Source organism: Streptomyces sp. NPDC049585 (assembly GCF_040675615.1).
Classification (GTDB): domain Bacteria; phylum Actinomycetota; class Actinomycetes; order Streptomycetales; family Streptomycetaceae; genus Streptomyces; species Streptomyces luteosporeus.
The window spans coordinates 13,403-36,315 of record NZ_JBFAPE010000025.1; the positions used below are offsets into that span (position 1 = coordinate 13,403).

Genomic DNA, 22,913 nt, shown 5'->3' on the forward strand with positions numbered 1-22,913 from the left:
GCGGCGCGGCCGCCGGCGGCTGTGCCGGCGGTTTCGGCGGCTGCTGGGGGCCCTGCGAGGGTGGCGCAAGCGGCGGGGTGGCCACAGGAGGCCCTTCCGTCACAGGGTCGGCACTGTGTGCCCGTACCAGTGCCGCAACGGCGGAGATCCGCGTATAGACCCCCGGACGGCCCGGCTGGGCGCAGCCGCTCCCCCACGACACCAGCCCGACGAGCTTGCCGCGGGCCACGAGCGGCCCGCCGCTGTCCCCCTGGCAGGCGTCCCGGCCGCCGAGGGGAAGGCCGGCGCACAGCATCGTCGCCGGGCGGTACATGCCCTCGGGGCCGCCCTGGTACGCCCGGCGGCACAGGGTGTCGTCCAGGACGAGGATCCGGGCGGCACGCAGCGTGTTCGAGTACAACCCGGTGCCGCGGGTGTCCCCCCAGCCGTAGACACCGGCGGCCGTACCGGTCGCGTAGCCGGGGTCCCCCTGGCCCGCCATCGCGATGGGCGCCACGTCGGTGACAGGCTCCGCCAGGGTGATGACGGCCACGTCCCCCTCGTTCGTGTCCGCGTCGAAGGCGGGATTGACCCAGCTGCCCTTGAACGGGATCTCCTTGCCGGCGTTGCCGCGCAGGTCGTCGCGGCCGACGATCACCCGCAGGTCCTTCGCCTCCGTCGCGTCGACGCCCAGCACCTCGCGCGTCAGACAGTGCGCCGCCGTGACGACCGTCGACCGACCCACGAGGGCACCGCCGCAGAACTGACCGGAGCGCACGGGGCCGAAGCGCTCGCGGCTCGCCAGCGCCACCGTCCAGGGGACGGTGGCGACCTTGACGACCTGTCCGCCGACGATGCCGCGGTCGACGGCACCGCGGACCGCGCCCGCCGGGAGAGGGATCGCCAGCAGGAGCGCGAGCGCCACGGCCAGCGGATACCTCAGGGCGCGCATGGGACCTCCTGACGCAGTGCGGTCACTTCCTTACCAAGCGTCAGGTGGTATGCGGCCGCGCGCATCCGGAGCGCGGCAGGGCCCGGTTCCTCGTGAGGAACCGGGCCCTGCCGAAAGGGGACGGTGACGAGCCGTCCGGACTAGTCGAGGTAGTCCCGCAGCACCTGGGAGCGCGACGGGTGACGCAGCTTCGACATCGTCTTGGACTCGATCTGACGGATGCGCTCACGCGTCACGCCATAGACCTTGCCGATCTCGTCCAGCGTCTTGGGCTGGCCGTCGGTGAGGCCGAAGCGCATGGAGACCACGCCCGCCTCACGCTCGCTGAGCGTGTCCAGCACCGAGTGCAGCTGCTCCTGCAGGAGCGTGAAGCTGACCGCGTCGGCCGGCACGACCGCCTCGGAGTCCTCGATGAGGTCACCGAACTCGCTGTCGCCGTCCTCACCCAGCGGGGTGTGGAGGGAGATCGGCTCACGGCCGTACTTCTGGACCTCGATGACCTTCTCCGGGGTCATGTCGAGCTCCTTGGCCAGCTCCTCCGGGGTGGGCTCGCGGCCCAGGTCCTGGAGCATCTGGCGCTGGACGCGCGCAAGCTTGTTGATGACCTCGACCATGTGCACCGGGATACGGATGGTGCGGGCCTGGTCGGCCATCGCGCGGGTGATCGCCTGGCGGATCCACCAGGTCGCGTACGTGGAGAACTTGTAGCCCTTGGTGTAGTCGAACTTCTCCACCGCGCGGATCAGACCGAGGTTGCCCTCCTGGATCAGGTCCAGGAAGAGCATGCCGCGACCGGTGTAGCGCTTGGCCAGGGAGACCACCAGACGGAGGTTGGCCTCCAGGAGGTGGTTCTTGGCGCGCCGGCCGTCCTCGGCGATGATCTCCAGCTCGCGCTTGAGCTTCGGCGCCAGCTTGTCGGCGTTCGCCAGCTTGTCCTCGGCGAACAGACCGGCCTCGATGCGCTTGGCGAGCTCCACCTCCTGCTCGGCGTTGAGGAGGGGGACCTTGCCGATCTGCTTGAGGTAGTCCTTGACCGGGTCGGCGGTGGCGCCGGCCACGGCCACCTGCTGGGCGGGCGCGTCGTCCTCGTCCTCGTCGGACAGCACGAAGCCCTTGTTCTCGCCGGCCTCGTCCTCCTCGTCGACCTTGCCCGGCGCCGGGGTCTCGTCGAGCAGCTCGTCCTCGAGGAGCTCGTCGGCGTCCTTCTTGCCGGCGGTCTTCTTGGCCGTCGTCTTCTTCGCGGCGGTCTTCTTGGCCGTCGTCGTCTTCTTTGCGGCCGTCTTCTTGGCCGCGGTCTTCTTGGCGGGCGCCACGGCCTCATCGGCCTCGCCGTCGTACGCGCCCGCGGCCGCGGACACGGTGGACGCCGGGGCGGACGACTGCCGGGCCGTGGCCGTCTTGGTGGAAACGGCCTTGGTGGCGGTGCGCTTCGCCGGGCTCTTCGCTGCGACGCTCTTGCGGGTGCGCTTGGGCGCCTCTGCGGCACTGACCATCAGCGTCACACCCTCCTCGTCGAGGACCTGGTTGAGGCTGCGCAGTACGTTCTTCCACTGGGTTGGCGGAATCTGGTCAGCCTCGAAGGCCCGACGCACGTCGTCGCCGGCGATCTGCCCCTCGGCCTTTCCCTGCTCGATGAGCGCCATCAGAGACTCGGATTCGGCGATCTCCGGCGGGAGCGTACGGGATGTGCTGGCCGACACGAACAACCTCTCGGAACGATGGAAACGGCTTCCGGCCACGTCCGTGCTGGACGGGACCGACGACCGTCGGCAAGGATGAACCGACGGCGCGGGCAGTGGTGCAGAGCAACACAGCGCCTCGAACGAGGCCCGTATTCCCTCCGCGGCCACCACCTCTTTAGTCATCGCGCTGCCCGGACGAGCGTTACGCCCGATCACCGTGGCCCGAGTCACACCGCATAACGGGGTGAACAGCCACCGAAGTGGACAGATCGCCGACTCCGCTGCCGTCGACGGCCGCACGGAACCACCCGTCCTGCTCGCGCGTACGGCCGTACGCGCGCGCCGGACGAGCGGTCCCGCACGTACCGCTTCAGTCCGTACGGTTGCGATCCGCGGTCAGTGTTCGCGCGGCGCGGGCACCACGCGCTCGACCTCCGGGTGGGCCACCAGCAGCTGGCGCATCGCCGCCTCGGCCGCCGCGGCGTCGCCGGTGGCCACCGCATCGACGATCCGCAGGTGCTGCCCCACGCCGGCCTCGGTCGGGCGGTCGCACCCCCCGCCGGAGACACCGGAGACGTGCAGGGCGGCGGTGACGATGCCCGAGAGGTGCTCGAGCATCCGGTTGCCCGCGACCTGCAGCAGCAGGGAGTGGAACTCGGCGTCGGCGCGCGCGAAGGTGAGGGAGTCGCCCTGGGCCAGCGCGTGCCCCATGATCTCGGCCATGTCGGCGAGGCGCTGCTGGACGTCCTCGCGGCCGTGGCCGGCGGCCAGACGGGCGGCCAGCGGCTCGATCGTCCAGCGCAGCTCGCACAGCTCTCGGCGCTGGTCGTCTCGCTGGGGCCCGAAGGCGCGCCATTCGATGATGTCGGGGTCGAGCAGGTTCCAGTCGCTGACGGGACGGACCCGGGTGCCCACGTTGGGGCGGGCGCTGACCAGGCCCTTGGCCTCGAGCACGCGCAGGGATTCGCGGACGACGGTGCGGGAGACCTCGAAGCGCTGGCCGATCTCCTCGGGGACCAGCGGGCGGTCGGCCCCCAGGTCACCGGAGACGATCATCTGGCCGAGCTGCTGGACGAGCTGGCCGTGCAGGCCTCGGCCGCGGCTTCCGGCGGCACGGCGGCCGGCACGGCTGAGCTCCGCGTCGCCGTCCCAGGCGGACGAGGCGCCGCGGTCGGTCCCGGGGGCCTCCGCGTAGGAGTAGCGGTCAAGCTCGCCCGGACCGGCGAGGCCGGAGTCTGCGGGGCGAGCCGCGGTCATCATGGTGTGCGCAAGGGTACTCACGCTTCCTTTGTCGGCGACACCTCCAGGCCCCTTGAGGTCTTTGGTGAAAAGCACACGAAAGGGTGATCGCCCATTACCTCGCAATTGACGGCCAAACGGACAGAATCGGGCACCGCCCCGAGGGGGTCGACTACGGAAGGTAAGGGAGGCGTGAGCGTTCCCGCAGCACCCCTCGGCTTATTGTCACTCTGCGTTCGCTCCCTTCCGGGCCGGCGCAATAGCACAGCCCTCACCGCGGCCGGCCACGGAACACGGTGAGCACATAGGCGGCGAGCAGGCCCGACAGCGACAGGGTCAGCGCCCACCCCACGGGCTGGGAGACCAGGTGCAGCGCGGCCGAGACGCCCTGACCCAGTTCGTGCGGCCACCGCGCGTCGGCGGCGTCGCGCAGACGTTCGGATAGTCCCATCAGCGAACGTGCCGCGGGCCGTCGCGCCAGCGCTCCCAGGAGGGGGACGACCACGGCGGGCACCGCGAGAACGGAGACGAGGCCGAGCGCGGTGGAGCGGAAGAGCCCCGCGGCCAGCAGCCCCGCCCAGCCGCACCCGACGACCAGGGCGATCCAACCGGCCAGCGCAGCACCCCAGCCGTGCGTCAGGAGCGTGGCCGGGTGCGGGAACTCCCCGAGAGCCAGGTGCACAACGGCCAGATCGAACATCGGCACGAGCAGGGCCAGGGCCAGCGAGGCCACCGAGGCGACCAGGAGCTTGGCGCCGAGCAGTCCGAGCCGCCGGGGCACCGTGCCCTGGTCGGGGGCGAGCGCCGGGTAGCGGAACTCCTGGCCGAAGGCGTTGGCGCCCAGCAGCCCGGCGGCGCACGCCGCGGGCGGCAGCGGCAGCCACTGCGGCCATCCGGTGAGCAGCCGCGGCACGGTGGCGGCGCCGGTGCGGGCGAGCAGGAGCGAGGCGGCCACGGACACGGCGAGCGCCACCGCCGCCACCACCCATCCGGTCTGCACACCGGCGACACGGCGCAGCTCGTACAGCAACGGCCACGCCGGCCCGGGGGCGGTCAGCCGGCGCCGCACACTCCCGGGTGGCGGCGCGTCCGCGCTGTTCGGGGCTTCGTCGGCCTCCTGGACCTCTGCCGGTGCCTTCGCCTGCGCGGGAGCTCCCTCCTCCCCCGGGGGGCGGCCGTCGGCGCGGTCCAGCGGGGCGACGGGGCCGGTGTCCCCGCTCTCCTCGGCCAGACGGTGCACGAGGATGCCGTTGCGGTACGCCGTCTCGCCGACCTCCGCGCAGCTGCTGCCGTAGACCGCGATACGCGTGCCGCCCTCGCGGATCACTTCGACGGTCGCGGTGCCGGAGCGCCGGTCTCCCGTGTCGGTCCCGGCGGTCAGGACGTGCGCGAGCCGGCCGGCGAGGGGGGACTGGACGACGACGCGCGGCCGCAGGCGCGCACCGGCGAAGGCCGCCGCCTCCTGGTCGGCCACGAGGCGGCCCTGGTCGATGGTGACCACTTGGTCGGCGATGCGGGCGGCCTCGACGGCATCGCCCGACGTGACGAGAACGGCACCGCCCTGGGCGGCGTAGCCGCGCAGCAGCCCGTGGAGCCAGGCGGTCTCACGGGGGGACAGCCCGCGCGCGGGCTCGTCCAGGACGAGGGTGTGCGGGTCGCCGAGCAGTGCGGAGGCCAGGCCCAGGCGACGGTCCATGCCGAGCGAGAAGTCGCCCAGGCGTTGGTCGGCGAGGCCGCTGAGGCCCACGACCTCCAGCACGTCGTCGGCCCGCTCGGCGGGGACGCCGGCGGCGGCGCACAGCATGCGCAGGTGGCTGCGGGCGGTGCGGGCGGGGTGGCCGGGGACGTCGCCGAGGAGGACGCCGATCTCGCGGGTGGGGCGGGGGATCCGGTCGAGGGTGCGGCCGCGGAAGAGGGTGACGCCGCGGCCGGGGTCCAGACGCAGCATCAGGCGCAGGGCGGCGGTCTTTCCCGCTCCCGGTTCGCCGAGCAGTGCGGTGACGCGGCCGGGGCGGGCCTCGAAGGTCAGGTCGTCGACGGCGGGGGGCCGGTTGCGGCGGGGGGCGCTGGTCAGTCCGATGGCCTGGATCATGGGCTCACTCGCGGGGCGGCGGGAGGGACCGTACCGCAGCACCGTAACCCGGTATGTCTTATTTGCTACGCAATGCGGCCATCATCGATCAGGGCGTGTCATTTTCGATCACACCTGTCTTCGAAAGGCGCCGTTCCGGCGCCGGGGGCTCAGGCCTCGGGGCGCAGCATGGGCGGGTTGAGCAGGGTGGCCCCGCCGGCCCGGAACAGCTGGGCGGGCCGGCCGCCCTGGCGCGTCGTCGTCCCGCCGGTGGGCACCAGGAAGCCGGGCGTGCCGGTCACCTTGCGGTGGAAGTTGCGCGGGTCCAGCGCCACGCCCCACACCGCCTCGTAGACCCGGCGCAGCTCGCCGACGGTGAACTCCGGCGGGCAGAAGGCGGTGGCCAGGGAGGAGTACTCGATCTTGGAGCGGGCGCGCTCGACGCCGTCCGCGAGGATGCGGGCATGGTCGAAGGCGAGCGGGGCGGCCTGCTCGTCGTCGCGGCCGTAGCCGTCCTGGTCGAGCAGCTCGTCGACGGGTGCCCAGCGCACGCTGCGGGCGTCGCCACCGGGCCGGGGCGCCGGCAGGTCCGGGGCGAGCGCGAGGTGGGCCACGCTGACCACGCGCATGCGGGGGTCGCGCTTGGGGTCGCCGTAGGTGGCCAGCTGCTCCAGGTGGGCCGCGTTGGGCCCGCCGGGCCCGGCGGCGTCGGCCGCCTGCAGGCCGGTCTCCTCGGCCAGCTCGCGCGCGGCCGCGGTGGACAGGTCCTCGTCGCCGCGGACGAACCCGCCCGGCAGCGCCCACCGGCCCTGGAACGGAGGCTCGCCGCGGCGGACGGCCAGCGCGCACAGCGCATGCCGCCGCACGGTGAGCACGACCAGGTCGACGGTGACTGCGAAGGGCGGGAAGGCCGACGGGTCGTAGGGCATGTCGTGATCATAGTCGTCTGCCTGACGATAATCAGGCTCTTCGGCGCTCCCGGCCGCCATCCGGTCCGCAGGTGCGGCGCGCACCTGCGCTCACACTCCCAGCTGCAGTCCGGCGGCGGCCTCCTCGACCATGCCGAGGCCGAGCCTGCTGACGCGCACGGCGAACGGCTGCTCCGCCACGCGCAGCCCGGTGAACCTCAGCTCGCCCAGGGGGGCGGACCGCGGCGGACGGACCGTCACGGCGCCCGCGGGCACGTCCGGGCGCACCCCGGCGAGCGCGGTCAGCAGCTGGACGGCGCCGGCCGCCGCGACGGCCGCGGGCCGGCAGGCCGCCGGGTGCGGCAGCGGTGCACTACCGGTGGTGCGCTGCTCCCCCGCGTACATCTCCGGGAGCCGGTGGTCGAAGGTCTGCGCGGCGTCCAGTACGCCCTTGAGCAGCCCGGCGGCCTCCCGCTCGTAGCCCGCCGCCATCAGACCGGTGACGGCCACCGCCGTCTCGTGGACGCGGACGGCCCCGTTGCGGTGGCCGAACGGGTTGTGCCCCGCTTCCTTGGCGCCGAGGCTGCGCAGGCCCCAGCCGCAATCGAGGGCCGGGCCGCCCAGCAGCCGGGCGAGCTGCTCGGTCTGCACCTTGTCCAGCAGCCCCGGGGCGTACTCCCCCTCTCCCTGCAGTCCGGTGTCCAGCAGGTGCGCCGCGGCCGAGCCCAGGTGCACGACCCGGCGACCGTCGGGCCAGCGCGCCGCGACGGGCCGGCCGCCGCCGAGGTCCTCCGCCCAGAACTCCTCCCGGAAGCGCCGTCGCAGCCCGGACGCCCACGCGAGGAGAGCGTCGGCCCCGGGCCGGCCGTGGGCCCGCAGCAGCCCGGCGCCGAGCACGGCCGCCCGGTGCGCATGGGCCTGGACCTCGCAGCGGTACGGACCTCCCGGCGCGGGGTCCGGGAGGTAGCCGGTGTCCTTCGTGGCCGCCATGAGCCACTGCAGGCACCGCTCGGCGACCGGCAGCAGCCCGGCGACCTCCGGCGCGGGCAGCCCCCACCGCCATGCCTCGGCCAGCACCGCCGGGAACAGCAGCGTCGCCTCCGCCCCCGTGCACCCCGGCGGCAGGTGCGCCCCGGAGTGCCGCAGGGCACCGGGCAACCGGCCGGCGCCCGGGCCGGGGCTCGTCAGCTGGGCACGGGCCAGCGTGCGCAGCGTCCCGCCGGCGAGCCGGACGCCCAGCGGCAGCGCCATGCGGGCCGCCCACAGTGCCTCGGCGGGAGCCGTCCGATCACAGCGCCAGGGAACGCCGGCGGCCAGGTGCACGTCCGAGGGGTGCTCCGGGTCGCGCACGAGCAGGGCCCGCAGGTCGTCGAGGGCGGCGGCGAGCAGAGCCCCGGCCCGCGGGTCGTCACCCTCGGCCGCGGCCTCCCCCCAGGGTGGAGCCGCCCCGCCACGGCTCGGGGCGACGGGCTCGGCCGCCCGGCTGCCGCCGTTGCCGCCGGGCTGCTCGGCCCTGATCGTGAGCTCGATGCCGCGCGTGCCGCCGGGAGGCAGCCGTATCTCCCAGCAGAGCAGGCCCGCGGAGGCCAGGACGTCGTCCGGCGGCGGATCCGCGGTGACCACCGCGTTGGCGCCGGGTGCCGCCCAGCGCAGCCCGGAGGCGTGCACTGCGGCCGGGAGCTCGGGCCCTGACCGGCCGGCAGCGACGGCGCCCAGGCCGGCGAGGTCGGTGCCGAGCGCCACCTCGACCGTCAGCCCCAGCTCACGGGACGCCGCGCTGCGCAGCACGATGCGCTCCTTGCCCTCGGCGTCCCGCAGCCGCTCGACGGTGACGTCCGGGTCCGGTCCGGTCTCCGCCGGGGTGCGCACGGTGCCGACGAACCGGGCCCGGTCGGCGCCGAGCATCCGCCCCTGGACGGGCACGGGATCGACTCCGTCGACCCGCAGCCGGCACGTCGCCAGCAACCGGCGACCCGACCGGTAGAAGCCTTCGAGCCCCTGACTGGTGAGCTGGCCGTGCCGCGCCGAGATCGCGAGCGCGGGCAGCGCGACGCAGATCAGCGCCTCGTGCACCGAATGCGGCGCCGGGGGCCGGGAGCCACCGGTGCGGCGCTGCTCGGGCGGTCGACGCACCTGTTCCGGCGGGCGGCGGGTCGAAGGACCGTGGGGGGCGATGCCTTGCACTGTCTCTGCGCTCCCTGGGGACGTCCCGGTCGTGGCCGGCCGACGACGATTGCGGGCCACTCAGGTGAACGGCACCGGCCCCGGCGAGGTCACGGGAGAGTGAAGTGGCCTGGGTCACTGCCGCCCCCGGACGCCCTTGTGTCCGCCGCGGCGGCGCGTACGTGCCCTTCCCGCGGGCGCCTTGGGCCCCGCCGGCCTGCCACGGCCGCCCCGCCCCGACCGTCCCGCGGTCTCCCCCGGGCCCGCGCCCTCCGCCCTCGGGTCCCTCTCCTCCGTCACCCCGGCTTCCGTCACCCCGGCTTCCGTCACCCCGGCTTCCGTCAGCCCGGCTTCTGTCTTCCCGGTCATCGCCTCCTCCACGGTGACGGTGGCGGTGACGGCCGGGGCGGCGGTCGAGGCGGCGGCGTCCGCCGCCGCGGCGCGCTCCGCCTCGGCGTGGACGGCGGCCTGCAGGGCGCGGTCGGCACGTTCGCGGCGCAGGCAGCGGCGCAGCAGCTCCGGGTCCAGGCCGTCGTTGCAGGCCCGGTGCAGGAGCTGGGCGAAGAGATAATCCGGGTCGGCGCTCAAGGCCCTGGTCAGCGCGACGCGCGCCTCGGGGTGGTCGCCGCTCGACCAGGCGACCCAGCCCGCCAGGGCCAGGGGCGCGGCCGCGTGCTCGGTGTACGGCGGCACGCAGCGGCGGGCGAGGGCGCGCCAGACGCGCAGCACGGCCGGGGCCTGGGGTCCCTCCATCCATTCGGCGGCGTGGTCGCGGGTGGTGCGGTCCTGCAGGCCGAGGACGACGGCCGCGGCCTCGTCGGCGTCCAGCAGGGCGTCGTCCATGGCATCGGCCTCTGCCCGCACCGGCGGGGGCGGGGTGTCGTGGAACCGCCCGATCAGCAGGCGCAGCAGGTCGAGCGTCTCCTCGCGCACGATCCGACCGGGGGTGCCGCTCAGCAGGCGCGGGACGAGGTCCGCGGCGGCGGTGTCGAGAGCCGTCTCCTGCTCCATGGCCCGTTCGCCGTCGAGGGGGGCGTAGCGGGCCTCCATCTCGCGCAGGGTGCCGCGGACCTGGATGCCGGCATAGGCGGCGGCAGCGGCCATCACCGAGGTGCCGGGCGGGCCGAGGACGGTGCCCTCGACCGGGCAGCAGCGCTCGTCGGGGCAGCAGTAGGACCAGTACCTCCCGTCGGAGACGCACAGCGCCTCGTACACGGGCACGTCCAGCTCCCCGCAGGCCAGCCGCAGGCTCTGGGCGAGGGGGCGCAGGCGCTCCATGACGCTTCGACCGCCGTCGCCCCCGGTGGGGTCCTGGCAGAGGAAGAGGACGATGCCGTCGGGCCGGTTGCCCCGGCGCTCGCAGCCGTCGATGAGCGTCTCCGCGAGCTGTTCGCTGACGCCTTCCCACTCGGCCGGGTCCTGCGGAATGCCGAGCCGGAGGCGGCCGCCGAAGCGGCCGCGCTCTCCGTGCAGGGCGAGCAGGACGATGCTGTCGGTCGGGTGGAAGCCGAGCAAGTAGGGCAGGGCGTCGGCGAGTTCACCCGGGCTGCGCAGGGTGACCTGGGTCTGCGAGGCGTCGCGCGACGCGGTGGTGGCGGGGGTGGACGGGCGGGCCGGTTCGTTGTGGTGGCTCATGGCCCCGAGACTCCCGCGGCGCCACCGAGGCCCGCCAGGCCTGTGGATAACTCCGGGATATTGTCGTACTACCCCTGTGGATCAGGGCCTCACCCTCGTTTTCCACAGGCGCCGCGGCCGGGTTCGCGCATTGTCGGTCCCCTCGTGTTGCATGGGGGCATGACCAACGAAGCCCTCCGCGTCTCGGCGGACACCGTCCTCGCCCGTCTCGTCGGCGACACCACGGGCACCGCGCGGCTGCGCGAGGACCAGTGGCGCGCCATCGAGGCCCTCGTCGCCGACCGCCGCCGTGCGCTGGTGGTGCAGCGCACGGGCTGGGGCAAGTCGGCCGTGTACTTCGTGGCCACCGCGCTGCTGCGCGAGCGCGGCAGCGGCCCGACGGTGATCATCTCTCCGCTGCTGGCGCTGATGCGCAACCAGGTGGAGGCGGCCGCGCGGGCGGGCATCCACGCGCGCACGATCAATTCCTCGAACACCGAGGAGTGGGAGACCGTGCAGGAGGAGGTCGCGCACGGGAAGGTGGACGTGCTCCTCGTCTCGCCCGAACGCCTCAACAATCCCGACTTCCGCGACCAGGTGCTGCCCAAGCTCGCCGCCGCGACCGGGCTGCTGGTGGTCGACGAGGCGCACTGCATCTCGGACTGGGGGCACGACTTCCGCCCGGACTACCGCCGGCTGCGCACCATGCTGGCCGACCTGCCGCCCGGCGTGCCCGTGCTCGCCACGACCGCCACCGCCAACGCCCGCGTCACCGCCGACGTCGCCGAGCAGCTCGGCACGGGTGAGGGCGGCGAGGCCCTGGTGCTGCGCGGGCCCCTGGACCGGGAGAGCCTGAGCCTGGGTGTCCTCACCCTGCCCGACGCGGCCCACCGGCTGGCCTGGCTCGCCGACCACCTCGGCGACCTGCCGGGCTCGGGGATCATCTACACCCTCACCGTGGCCGCCGCCGAGGAGGTCGCCGCCTACCTGCGCCGCTGCGGGCACACCGTCGCCTCCTACACCGGCAAGACCGAGAACGCCGACCGGCAGCAGGCCGAGGACGACCTGATCGCCAACCGTGTCAAGGCCCTGGTGGCCACCTCGGCGCTGGGCATGGGCTTCGACAAGCCCGACCTCGGCTTCGTCGTCCACCTCGGCTCGCCCTCCTCCCCCATCGCCTACTACCAGCAGGTCGGCCGTGCGGGGCGTGGCGTCGAGCACGCCGAGGTGCTGCTGCTGCCGGGGCGCGAGGACGAGGCGATCTGGAAGTACTTCGCCTCGCTGGCCTTCCCCTCCGAGGAGCAGGTGCGCCGGACGCTGGACGTGCTGGCCGCCTCCGACCGCCCGCTGTCGCTGCCCGCCCTGGAGCCCCTGGTCGACCTGCGGCGCTCGCGGCTGGAGACCATGCTCAAGGTCCTCGACGTGGACGGTGCCGTGCGCCGGGTGCGCGGCGGCTGGACGGCCACCGGCGAGCCGTGGACGTACGACGCCGAGCGCTACGCCTGGGTGGCGCGACAGCGCGAGGCCGAGCAGCAGGCCATGCGCGAGTACGCGTCGACCACGCAGTGCCGGATGGAGTTCCTGCGCCGCCAGCTGGACGACGAGCAGGCCGCGCCCTGCGGGCGCTGCGACAACTGCGCGGGTCCCCGCCACACCGCCGGCGTCTCGGACGGGGCCCTGGACACCGCCCGCGGCGAGCTGGGCCGGCCCGGGGTGGAGGTGGAGCCCCGCCGGATGTGGCCCACGGGCATGCCGGCGGTCGGGGTGGACCTCAAGGGCCGCATCCCGCAGGGTGAGCAGGCCGCCGTGGGACGGGCCGTCGGGCGGCTCTCCGACATCGGCTGGGGCAACCGGCTGCGTCCCCTGCTCGCGCCGCAGGCTCCGGACGCCGCCGTTCCGGACGATGTGACGGACGCGGTGGTCACCGTGCTGGCCGACTGGGCGCGAGGGGCGGGCGGTTGGGCGTCCGGCGCGTCGGACGCCCCGCAGCGTCCCGTGGGCGTGGTGACCATCGCTTCGCGGACCCGCCCGCTGCTCGTCCGCTCGCTCGGCGAGCGCATCGCGGCCATCGGCCGGATGCCGCTCCTGGGCAGCCTCGCGTATCGCGACGAGGAGGCCGGGATGCGGGCGCCCCGCAGCAACAGCGCCCAGCGGCTCAAGGCGCTGGACGGCGCCCTGACCGTACCGGCCTCACTCGCGCAGGAGCTCGCCGCGCGCCCCGGGCCGGTCCTGCTGGTCGACGACATGACGGACACCGGCTGGACGCTGGCCGTCGCCGCGCGGATGCTGCGCCGGGCCGGCGCCACGGAGGTGTTCCCCCTGGTGCTCGCCGTGCAGGGGTGAGAAGGGGCGCAACCGTGGCACAACCGCGGTGCCCCGCATCACCGCGGAGCCGCGGATGCCGGTCAGTGGCCTCAATTGATCGTTGCTGCACGGGCGGTGGACCGCGAGAATTGGGGCACCGGTTTCCGCTCCCGTGCGTCCACGGCCCTGCTGCGCCGTGGCGCGCGGTGCGCCATGCCAGGCCTCCCGCCCGGGGGCCCGGGTGGGCAGACGAAGGGAGAATCATGGCCTTCGGCTTGGCTCCCCAGGCATCCGCCGGCTCCGCTTCGCATCTGGGCAGACTGCTCGAACCCGCGGAGTGGACCGCCTGCGGCGTCCCCGCCCTGCGCGGTCCCCGCGGTGTCGTCGAGGATCTGCACGCCCGCCATCTGCCGACGCCCTCCACCGCCGTCATCGCGGTCTTCCACCCCGACGAACGGCTCGCGGCGAGCGCCTCCTTCAGCGGGCGCCCGGGCAGGGCCGGGCTCGTGGACGGCTGGGAGCTGCGCAACGAGCTGCTGTCGGTGCTGCGCCGGGTGATCCCGCACGACCTGCGCAGACGCGCCCCCGTCCGGACGGCGGTACTGCTCTACTGCCGGGAGGGCGGCACCCGTTGGACCCCGCAGGACGGGGCGTGGATGTGGGCGCTGCGCGACGCCTGCATCCTGCACGGGCTGCGGTGCGGGGCGTACATCGTCCTCACCCCGGCCGGCTGGCACGTCGTCGGCGAGGGCCGCGGCGGGCGCCGGCCCCGCGCGGCGCCCTGCCGTGCGGAGTGGTTCGGCTCCGGCGGCGGGGCACCGGAGGCGCACCGCCGTACGGCCGCCCGCTGACGGGGCGGCACGGCGGCCGGGAGGCCCCTTCGGCGAAGGGGCCGACCACCGTGATCACACGTCAGGAAGTGCTCGACACCAGGGCGTTGACACGTTGCGGGTCGCCGCAGACCACCAGCAGCGCACCGGCCCGCGTCATGGCGGCCGGCAGCGCCGCGGTGACGGTGGCGTCGGAGCCGCCGTTGACGGCGACGACGACCACGGGCCGACCCTTGGCGCGGGAGGAGTCCGCGGCGGCGTAGAAGACGTCGTCGCCGGCGTCCTGCTGCGCCCAGTAGGACGCTTCGCCGAAGGACAGCTCGTGCGCGGCCCAGGGGTGCGGGTCACCCGTGGTCAGGACGAGGACGTCGCCGGGCGCGCGGCCGCTGTCGAGCAGCAGGTCGACGGCTTCGTCGGCGGCGTCCAGGGCACCGTCGGCGGCCGCGGGGATCAGCTGGATCTGCGGCGCGGCCGGGGCGTCCGCCGCCGCTCCGCGCGCGGTGCGCTGGGGCGGGACCGAGCCGCGGGGCGGGCTGGGGGTGCCGGGGCGCACGGGCGCCGGGCGGGGACCGGGTACGGGACGAGGGGTCGGCGCGGTGCGGCCGGCGGCCGGCACTGCGCGGGGACCCGGGACACTCTCGTGAATCTGAGGCTCCTCGGGGATGAGAGGCATAAGTCGATGTTTATCAAACGCCGGTGCGAGTCGCGTCGGCGGGTGGTGGTGTGGGTCGTTCAGAAGTCGAAGCCGAGCTGGCCACCGGCCTCCAGAGCCATGTCCTCGGGGCTGATGCGGGGACGCTTCAGATGCTGCCACTTGGGCAGCGCGTCCAGGTAGGCCCAGGACAGCCTGTGGTGCGGCGTGGGGCCCAGCTCCTGCAGCGCGGCCCGGTGGACCGGCGACGGGTAGCCGGCGTTGTCGCCGAAGGCGAAGTCGCCGTGGACGGCGCCGAGTTCGGCCATCAGCGCATCGCGCCGCACCTTGGCGATCACCGACGCCGCCGAGACGGCGACGCACGACTGGTCGCCCTTGATGACCGTACGGACCCGCCAGGGCTCGCCGAGGTAGTCGTGCTTGCCGTCGAGGATCACCGCGTCCGGCCGCACCGGCAGCCCCTCCAGGGCCCGGGTCGCGGCCAGCCGCAGGGCCGCCGTCATGCCCATCTCGTCGATCTCCTGCGGGGAGGAGTGGCCGAGGGCGTAGGCGGTCACCCAGCTCTCCAGCTCCTCGGCGAGCTCGGTGCGCCGCTTGAGGGTGAGGAGCTTGGAGTCGGTGAGTCCCACGGGCGGGCGACGCAGTCCGGTGACGGCAGCGCACACGGTGACGGGACCGGCCCAGGCTCCCCGGCCGACCTCGTCCACACCGGCGACGATCTTTGCTCCGGTCGTCGCCCGCAGGGAGCGCTCGACGCTGTGGGTAGGCGGTTGGTAGGGCATGGCGCCAGTAAGATTACGCCCCTTCGGCCCGGCTGTCCCGCCCCGCCCCCGCTCCGTCCGCTCCGCTCCCGGGCGTGGTGGCCGGGAGCCAGTGGGGAAGGGCTTCGGCGGACTCCAGCCAGGCCGCCGGCGGAGCGCCTCGTTCCGCTGCGGCGACCACGCCCGCGGCTATCGCGGAAGTGGTGTCCACGTCCCCGCCGGCCCGCGCGGTGGTCCAGAACGCCTCCTCGAAGGAGTCGAGATGGCGGGCCGCGGCCCACAGGGCGAACGGCACGGTGTCGTGCGCGCTGGTGCGCCGGCCGCAGCCCAGGACGGCGGCGACGGTGGTGACGTCCGCGTAGTCGAGCATGTCGCGGGCACGGCGCAGACCGGCCTGGACGGCACTGCGCGGCACCAGCGCGATCACGCCGTCCAGCAGGGACTCGGGGGTGACGCCCCCTGCGGGCGATCCGGCGATGGCCGCCGCGGCGGCGACGGCCATGGCGCCCATCACCGCCTCGCGGTGCTGGTGAGTGGTGTAGGCGGAGATCTCGGCCTGGTGGGTGGCCTGCTCCGGGTCGTGGGCGTACCAGGCGCCCAGCGGGGCGATGCGCGTGGCGGCCCCGTTGCCCCAGGAGCCCTGCCCCTTGAACTGGGCGGCGGCCAGTTCGCGCCAGTCGCCGCCCTCCCTGATCAGGCGCAGCATGCGGTTGATCGCCGGGCCGTAGCCGCGATCGAAGTCGTGGCGCTCGGCGAGCGAGCGGGCCAGGGCGTCCTGGTCGATGCGGCCGTGCGCGGCCAGGACGGCCACCACCGAGCAGGCCATCTCGGTGTCGTCCGTCCACTGCCAGGGCGCGGGGGGCAGCTCGCGGCGCTGGAGGTGGGGATAGTTGGCGGGGACGAAGAACTGGGAGCCGAGGGCGTCACCCACGGCCAGCCCCCGCAGGCTCGCCAGGGCACGGTGGAATCGGTCAGCTGTCATCGCTGCGAACTCTAACCGGTGAAGCCGTACGACTCGGGTGTACACCAGCGCTCGAACGGCCGGTCGAGGTGGTAGCGGCCGTCGGCCCCCAGCACGAGCATCCGGGACTCCCCGTTGCCCGGGTTGGACAGGCACTCGAACTCCGAGACGGTCCAGTGCAGCCATCGCATGCAGAACAGCCGCATGGTCAGCCCGTGCGTGACGAGCAGGACGTTGGGCGGATGGTCGGGGTCCTCGAAGCTGCGCCACAGACTCTCCAGGAAGGCCCCCACCCGGTCGTAGACGTCGGCACCGGACTCGCCCTGGGCGAAGCGGTAGAAGAAGTGGCCGTAGGCGTCCCGGCGGGCCTTCTGGCGGCGCACGTCGTCGCGGTCCTGCCAGTTCCCCCAGTCCTGCTCGCGCAGCCGGGGCTCCTCGCGCACCCGTATGCGGGTCGGGTCGAGCCGCAGGGCGTGCAGGGTCTCGTGGGCGCGGCGGTAGGGCGAGACGTAGACGGAGACGCGCTCGTCGCCGAAGAGCTCCCGCAGCCGCTCCCCCGCCTCCTCGGCCTGCCCACGACCGCGGGCCGTCAGGCTCAGGGCGTGGTCGGGCTCGCGTTCGTAGACGGAGTCGTCGACGTTGCCCTCCGACTCGCCGTGCCGGAGGAGGACGATGCGCCGGGGCCGTGCCATGCCGCCACCCTAGATCGGCTGCAGGGCGCGTGCCTCACCGGTCTCGCGAGCGCTGCTCCCGACCACCGACCGGCCGTCGCGTATCTCCACGGCGCGCCCGGTGAAGCGCCGTCGCAGTGCGCGGTCGTGGGAGACGACGACCACGGCTCCGGGCCACTGCTCCAGGGCCTCCTCCAGCTCCTCCACGAGGCCGAGTGCGAGGTGGTTGGCGGGCTCGTCGAGCAGCAGCAGGTCGGCGGGCCGGGCGAGGAGGCGGGAGAGGGCGAGCCGGCGCAGCTGGCCCGCGGAGAGGGCACCGACGGGGACGTGCAGGTCGCGCTCGCGGAAGAGGCCGTAGGAGAGCAGCAGGGCGCGCTGGTCCTCGTCGCTGCCGGGCAGGTCGCGGCGGAAGGCGTCCAGCAGGCGCTCGGCGGGCTGCCGGACGGCGACGTCCTGGGGCAGGTAGCCGGTGCTGCCCCGCCTGGTGACGGTGCCGGTGTCCGGCCGGGTGAGGCCGGCCATGAGCCGCAGCAGGGTCGATTTGCCCGCGCCGTTGCGGCCGTGGACCAGCAGCCGCTCCCCCGCCGTGACCTGCAGGGCGTCGACGGCCAGGCGGTCTGCGACGCGGACGCCGTCGAAGGTGACGAGAGCGCCGCCGGTGGTGCCGTTCCCGGGGCGGGCGGTGAAGCGCAGGGGGTCGGACGGGCACGGCACCGGGTCCTCCTGGAGCCTGCGCAGCCGCTCCCGGGCGTTGCGGACCCGGCCGGCGACGGATGCCTGGACGCGCCCGCCGGCGCGGTCGTAGGCCATCTTGTTGCCGTCCTTCATGGGCCGCCCGACGGCGACGGCCCGGGCCGTCGTCCCGACGGCCTCCTCCAGGGCGGCCGTCTGCGCGCACCACTGGGCGTACGCCTCCTGCCTCCGCCGGCGGACAGCGGCGCGCTCCTCGACGTAGCCGGCATAGCCGTTGCCGTAGCGGGCCAGCGTGTGGCGGTCGGCGTCCACCTCGACGACGGCGGTGGCGACGCGTTCGAGGAAGACACGGTCGTGGGAGACGGCCACGACGGTGCCGGTGTGGGCCCGCAGCGTCTCCTCGAGCCAGTCGAGGGCGGGGCCGTCGAGGTGGTTGGTGGGCTCGTCCAGGAGCATGACCTCGGGTGCGGCGGCGATCAGGCAAGCCAGGCCGAGCCGGGCCCGCTCGCCGCCGGAGAGGCTCTCCCAGGCACGGTCCCGTCCGATGTGCCCGAGGCCCAGGGCGTGCAGGGCCTTGTCGACTCGGGCGTCGGCGTCGTAGCCGCCGCGGGCCTCGAAGGCGGTGAGCAGGTCGCCGTACTCGGTGAGGGTTTCGGGGCCGGCGGTGCCGAGGTCCTCCTCGAGTGCGCGCAGCCGCCGTTCCATGGCCCGCACGTCGGCGAGGGCGGCGTCGACGGCGTGGGCGACGGTGGTGCCGCCGGGCGGCGGCCCGGGGTTCTGGGCGAGGTACCCGATGCCGCCGTCGGCGTGGGCCACGACGGTGCCGGCGGCGGGGCGCTCGATCCCGGCCAGGACCGCGAGCAAGGTGGACTTGCCGGCTCCGTTCTCGCCGACGATGCCGATCCTTTCACCCGGCCGCACCGAAAGGCAGACGCCGTCGAGGAGGAGACGGTCACCGCGGGAGAGCGACACGTCGTGCAGGGAGAGCTGGCCGGGCATGCGAACCTCCAGGGCAAATGCAACGCGAGTTGCGTTACGCTCAGCATGACAGACCTCGGCCATCTAATGCAACCGGAGTTGCAATTGTCTTCGCAGCCGTCCCCGCCTCCCACCCCCGGCACCCGGCGTCCCGGCGGGCGTACCGCACGCACCCGGGCCGCCGTCCGCGACGCGGTCCTGACGGGGCTCGTCGAACACGGCTACCCGGGACTGACCGTGGAGTACGTCGCCGAACGCTCCGGCGTGCACAAGACGACGCTCTACCGGCGGTGGGGCGGCGTCGAAGGGCTCGTCGCGGACGCCCTGGACCTGGCGGGCGAGGACTCCTGGACACCGCCCGACACCGGCTCCCTGCAAGGCGATCTGCGCGCCCTGGCCCGGGAGGTCGTCGACGCGTTCGCGGATCCGGCGGCGGCCGCCGCGCCGACCGCGTTCATCGCGGCAGCCTTCCAGTCCGAGCGGGCGGCGGACGCGCTGCGCGGCTTCTACACCGAGCGCTTCGCACGCTGCGGGGCGCTGATCGCCCGTGCCACCGAGCGGGGCGAGGCCCCCGCCGGCACGGACGCCGCGGCCGTCGCACGGGCCGTCTCCGCGCCGTTGTACTTCCGGTTGTTCGTCACCCGGGAGCCGGTCGACGCCGCTGCCGCCGACCAGGCGGCCGACGCCGCGCTCGCCGCCGTACGGGCGGGCGTGTACGCCACCGCGGGCCCGCAGCCCGCCTGAGGCCGCGCGTCAGACCGTCCAGGCCTGTTCCATCTGCACGACGTCGCCGGTGATCGCGGCGACGTCGGCCTCGGTCTGCGCCCGCAATCCGAGCCGCTCGACCCGGTCCTGGCGGTACTTGCCGTGCTCGGCCTCGGAGTTCCACATCGACAGCACCAGGAACTCCGGGCCGGGCGCCTCGCCGAAGACGCCGCGCAGCATGCCGGGCGAGCCGGCCATCGCCGGGTTCCACACCTTTTCCTGCATGAGCACGAAGTGCTCGACCCGCTCCTCGTGCACCCGGCAGTGCGCGAAGCGCACCACGTCGGCATCGGTGAACTGCGGCCGGAATCCGACCTTCACGTCGAAGCGGTGCTCGAACAGCCGTACCTGAATGTCCTTGTACGTGCCGGCCTGGGACGCGGCGAGCCGGTCGTGGGAGCGCGCCATGAAGGAGTCGTAGAACGCCCGGCTCTCCCAGAAGGCGAAGAGGTGGACGACACCGGGGCGCGCCCGGCTCCACCCGCCGCCCTGCCCCCGGAAACCCGGCTCACCGAGCAGCCCCGCCCACTTCCGCTGCCCCCGCTCGAAACCCCGTCGGTCGACCACCGTGCAGCGAATCCACTTGACCAGCACCGACCCATCCTACGGCCCCGCCAGTGGCGTGGGTCACGTACGCCGGCAGTCCACTCGGAGGGGGCGGGTACGCCGATGGGGAGCCGGCAGCGGCCGGCTCCCCATCCTTCACTCAGCTATGCGCGGTGCTCAGCTGCAACCGCTGGTCGAGCCACAGCCCTCGCACAGGTAGCAGCTGCCCGCGCGACGCATCTTGGTGCCGCACGAGAAGCACAGCGGGGCGTCCGCGTTCAGGCCGAGGCGCATCTCCGCCAGTTCGGTGGAGTTGTGCGCCTGCTTGGGCGCCGGGGCCGCGACCGGCTGGGCCGGGAGCTCGGGCTTGGCGGGCTCGACGTGGCGCGGGGCGGACTGGGCCAGTCCCTCGACGTCGACCTCCTCGTCGATCGGCTCGTAGGAGCCGGTCTCCAGGTGGCGCTGGCGTTCCTCGGCGGAGTGGATGCCGAGTGCCGAGCGGGTCTCGAAGGGCAGGAAGTCCAGCGCGAGGCGGCGGAAGATGTAGTCGACGATCGACTGCGCCATCCGCACGTCCGGGTCGTCCGTCATGCCGGCCGGCTCGAAGCGCATGTTGGTGAACTTCGAGACGTAGGTCTCCAGCGGGACGCCGTACTGCAGGCCGACGGAGACGGCGATCGAGAAGGCGTCCATCATGCCCGCGAGGGTCGAGCCCTGCTTGGACATCTTCAGGAAGACCTCGCCCAGACCGTCGTCCGGGTAGGAGTTGGCGGTCATGTAGCCCTCGGCACCGCCCACCGTGAAGGAGGTGGTGATCCCCGGGCGGCCCTTGGGCAGGCGCTTGCGGACCGGGCGGTACTCGACGACCTTCTCCGCGGCGGCGGGGGCGGCCGTCGGGGCCTTGGCCTCCTCCTTCTTCTTCGCGGAGAGCGGCTGGCCCACCTTGCAGTTGTCGCGGTAGATCGCGAGGGCCTTCAGACCCGTCTTCCAACCCTCGAAGTAGACCTCCTCGACCTCCTCGACCGTGGCCGACTCCGGCAGGTTCACGGTCTTGGAGATGGCGCCGGAGAGGAACGGCTGCGCGGCGGCCATCATGCGCACGTGACCCATGGCGGAGATCGCGCGCTCGCCCATGGCGCAGTCGAAGACCTCGTAGTGCTCGCGCTTGAGGCCCGGGGCGTCGATCACGTTGCCGTGCTCGGCGATGTGGGCGACGATCGCCTCGACCTGCTCGGCCTGGTAGCCGAGCCGCTTGAGCGCCTTGGGGACCGTGTTGTTCACGATCTGCATGGAGCCGCCGCCGACGAGCTTCTTGAACTTGACCAGGGCCAGGTCCGGCTCGACGCCCGTGGTGTCGCAGTCCATCATCAGGCCGATGGTGCCGGTGGGAGCCAGCACGGAGGCCTGGGCGTTGCGGAAACCGTCCTTCTCGCCGAGGCGCAGGACGTCCTGCCAGGCCTCGGTGGCCGCGGCCCACACCGGGGTGTCCAGGTCGTCCATGCGCCGGGCGGCGGCGTTGGCGTCGGCGTGCTGCTTCATGACGCGCTTGTGGGCGTCGGCGTTGCGGGCGTAGCCGTCGTAGGGGCCGACGACGGCGGCCAGCTCGGCGGAGCGGCGGTAGGACGTACCGGTCATCAGCGAGGTGATCGCACCGGCGAGGGCACGGCCGCCGTCGCTGTCGTAGGCGTGGCCGGTGGCCATCAGCAGGGCGCCGAGGTTGGCGTAGCCGATGCCCAGCTGGCGGAAGGCGCGGGTGGTCTCGCCGATCTTCTCGGTCGGGAAGTCGGCGAAGCAGATGGAGATGTCCATCGCCGTGATGACGAGCTCGACGACCTTGGCGAAGCGCTCGGCGTCGAACGACTGGTTGCCCTGGTCGTCGTCGCGCAGGAACTTCATCAGGTTCAGCGAGGCGAGGTTGCACGAGGAGTTGTCCAGGTGCATGTACTCGCTGCAGGGGTTGGACGCGGTGATCCGGCCCGACTCCGGCGAGGTGTGCCAGCGGTTGATCGTGTCGTCGTACTGGATGCCCGGGTCGGCGCACTGCCAGGCGGCCTCGGCCATCTTGCGGAAGAGCGCCCTGGCGTCGATCTCCTCGATGACCTCGCCCGTCAGGCGGGCGCGCAGGCCGAACTTCGAGCCGGTCTCGACGGCCTTCATGAACTCGTCGTTGACGCGGACGGAGTTGTTGGCGTTCTGGTACTGGACGGAGGTGATGTCGTCACCGCCCAGGTCCATGTCGAAGCCCGCATCCCGCAGGGCGCGGATCTTCTCCTCCTCCTTCACCTTGGTGTCGATGAAGGCCTCGACGTCCGGGTGGTCGACGTCGAGCACGACCATCTTGGCGGCACGGCGGGTGGCGCCGCCGGACTTGATCGTGCCGGCGGAGGCGTCGGCGCCGCGCATGAAGGAGACCGGGCCGGAGGCGTTGCCGCCGGAGGACAGCAGCTCCTTGGAGGAGCGGATGCGGGAGAGGTTCAGGCCGGCGCCGGAGCCGCCCTTGAAGATCATCCCCTCTTCCTTGTACCAGTCGAGGATCGACTCCATGGAGTCGTCGACGGAGAGGATGAAGCAGGCGGAGACCTGCTGCGGCTGCTTGGTGCCGACGTTGAACCAGACCGGGGAGTTGAAGCTGAAGACCTGGTGCAGCAGGGCGTACGTCAGCTCGTGCTCGAAGATCTCCGCATCCGCCGGGGAGGCGAAGTAGCCGTGCTCCTCACCGGCCTTGCGGTACGTCTTGACGACGCGGTCGATCAGCTGGCGGAGGCTGGACTCGCGCTCGGGGGAGCCGACGGCGCCACGGAAGTACTTGCTGGTGACGATGTTGACCGCGTTCACCGACCAGAAGTCGGGGAACTCGACGCCGCGCTGCTCGAAGTTGATCGAGCCGTCGCGCCAGTTGGTCATGACGACGTCACGACGCTCCCAGACCACCTCGTCGTACGGGTGTACACCGGGGGTCGTGTGGATGCGCTCGATGCGCAGCCCCTTGGCACCCTTGTTCCCCTTGGAGCGGGAACCTCGCGCGGAGCCGCTCGTCGTCTCGGTCATGCCGCCTCCCTGTTACGGGCAAAACGCCCTCATGCGCCCATTTCTTCCGGACGCGAAGTGTGTCTGTTCACCCGGTCGCGCAACGCGCGCCGAGCA

Annotated in this window: 16 protein-coding genes and 1 pseudogene; 3 read left to right on the plus strand and 14 right to left on the minus strand. The window is 73.5% G+C overall.

The features are described from left to right. Window positions 1-118 precede the first annotated feature (118 nt). From AB0K17_RS23145 to AB0K17_RS23175, 7 genes and pseudogenes are all read right to left on the minus strand, one after another. Window positions 119-931, minus strand: a pseudogene (locus AB0K17_RS23145) (serine protease); the annotation flags it as partial. Between the two features lie 140 nt (window positions 932-1,071). Beyond that, window positions 1,072-2,637: an RNA polymerase sigma factor gene (locus AB0K17_RS23150; RefSeq protein ID WP_365966939.1), complete on the minus strand. Its 1,566-nt coding sequence runs from the start codon at window positions 2,635-2,637 to the stop codon at window positions 1,072-1,074. Between the two features lie 372 nt (window positions 2,638-3,009). Further along, window positions 3,010-3,948, minus strand: coding sequence for an FCD domain-containing protein (locus tag AB0K17_RS23155; RefSeq protein WP_365966938.1), 939 nt, complete (start codon window positions 3,946-3,948; stop codon window positions 3,010-3,012). A 175-nt stretch (window positions 3,949-4,123) separates the two neighbouring features. After that, window positions 4,124-5,944: an ATP-binding cassette domain-containing protein gene (locus tag AB0K17_RS23160; RefSeq protein ID WP_365984101.1), complete on the minus strand. Its 1,821-nt coding sequence runs from the start codon at window positions 5,942-5,944 to the stop codon at window positions 4,124-4,126. Window positions 5,945-6,093: 149 nt separating this feature from the next. Next, the gene (locus tag AB0K17_RS23165; RefSeq protein WP_365966935.1) at window positions 6,094-6,852 is read right to left on the minus strand and encodes an NUDIX hydrolase; all 759 of its coding nucleotides are present in this window, start codon (window positions 6,850-6,852) and stop codon (window positions 6,094-6,096) included. Window positions 6,853-6,942: 90 nt separating this feature from the next. Then, complete coding sequence (locus tag AB0K17_RS23170) at window positions 6,943-8,904, minus strand: glycogen debranching N-terminal domain-containing protein (RefSeq protein ID WP_365984129.1); 1,962 nt, start codon at window positions 8,902-8,904, stop codon at window positions 6,943-6,945. A 225-nt stretch (window positions 8,905-9,129) separates the two neighbouring features. Further along, complete coding sequence (locus AB0K17_RS23175) at window positions 9,130-10,629, minus strand: DUF4192 domain-containing protein (RefSeq protein WP_365984102.1); 1,500 nt, start codon at window positions 10,627-10,629, stop codon at window positions 9,130-9,132. Window positions 10,630-10,788: 159 nt separating this feature from the next. Here AB0K17_RS23175 and AB0K17_RS23180 point away from each other — a divergent pair, with 159 nt between their 5' ends. Next, window positions 10,789-12,951 carry a RecQ family ATP-dependent DNA helicase gene (locus AB0K17_RS23180; RefSeq protein ID WP_365966933.1) on the plus strand — a complete coding sequence of 721 codons (2,163 nt, stop codon included), beginning with the start codon at window positions 10,789-10,791 and terminating at the stop codon, window positions 12,949-12,951. A 224-nt stretch (window positions 12,952-13,175) separates the two neighbouring features. Then, window positions 13,176-13,763, plus strand: a complete 588-nt coding sequence (locus AB0K17_RS23185; RefSeq protein ID WP_365966932.1) for a hypothetical protein — start codon at window positions 13,176-13,178, stop codon at window positions 13,761-13,763. 61 nt (window positions 13,764-13,824) lie between these two features. Here AB0K17_RS23185 and AB0K17_RS23190 read toward each other — a convergent pair whose 3' ends face one another. From AB0K17_RS23190 to AB0K17_RS23210, 5 genes are read right to left on the minus strand one after another with little or no spacing between them, the layout of a single operon-like run. Continuing rightward, window positions 13,825-14,415, minus strand: coding sequence for a hypothetical protein (locus tag AB0K17_RS23190; protein WP_365966931.1), 591 nt, complete (start codon window positions 14,413-14,415; stop codon window positions 13,825-13,827). Between the two features lie 59 nt (window positions 14,416-14,474). After that, window positions 14,475-15,176 (minus strand): ribonuclease HII, encoded by a 702-nt coding sequence (locus tag AB0K17_RS23195; RefSeq protein WP_365966930.1) that lies wholly within the window; start codon window positions 15,174-15,176, stop codon window positions 14,475-14,477. A gap of 13 nt (window positions 15,177-15,189) precedes the next feature. Then, the gene (locus AB0K17_RS23200) at window positions 15,190-16,137 is read right to left on the minus strand and encodes an ADP-ribosylglycohydrolase family protein (RefSeq protein WP_365966929.1); all 948 of its coding nucleotides are present in this window, start codon (window positions 16,135-16,137) and stop codon (window positions 15,190-15,192) included. An 11-nt stretch (window positions 16,138-16,148) separates the two neighbouring features. Next, window positions 16,149-16,808 (minus strand): histidine phosphatase family protein, encoded by a 660-nt coding sequence (locus tag AB0K17_RS23205; RefSeq protein WP_365966928.1) that lies wholly within the window; start codon window positions 16,806-16,808, stop codon window positions 16,149-16,151. A gap of 9 nt (window positions 16,809-16,817) precedes the next feature. Next, entirely contained in the window at window positions 16,818-18,479 is a 1,662-nt protein-coding gene (locus AB0K17_RS23210; RefSeq protein ID WP_365984103.1) for an ABC-F family ATP-binding cassette domain-containing protein, read from the minus strand. Window positions 18,480-18,563: 84 nt separating this feature from the next. On the opposite strand from AB0K17_RS23210, the gene AB0K17_RS23215 reads away from it, so the two are divergent. Continuing rightward, on the plus strand, window positions 18,564-19,202 hold the full coding sequence (locus tag AB0K17_RS23215) for a TetR/AcrR family transcriptional regulator C-terminal ligand-binding domain-containing protein (RefSeq protein ID WP_365984104.1): 639 nt from the start codon (window positions 18,564-18,566) through the stop codon (window positions 19,200-19,202). Between the two features lie 9 nt (window positions 19,203-19,211). Here the strand turns inward: AB0K17_RS23215 and AB0K17_RS23220 are convergent, their stop codons facing one another. Both AB0K17_RS23220 and AB0K17_RS23225 read right to left on the minus strand, forming a co-directional pair. Continuing rightward, a complete protein-coding gene (locus AB0K17_RS23220; RefSeq protein WP_365966924.1) occupies window positions 19,212-19,817 on the minus strand; it encodes a YdbC family protein in 606 nt (201 codons plus the stop codon). 129 nt (window positions 19,818-19,946) lie between these two features. Further along, window positions 19,947-22,817 (minus strand): vitamin B12-dependent ribonucleotide reductase, encoded by a 2,871-nt coding sequence (locus AB0K17_RS23225; RefSeq protein WP_365984105.1) that lies wholly within the window; start codon window positions 22,815-22,817, stop codon window positions 19,947-19,949. Window positions 22,818-22,913: the final 96 nt, after the last annotated feature.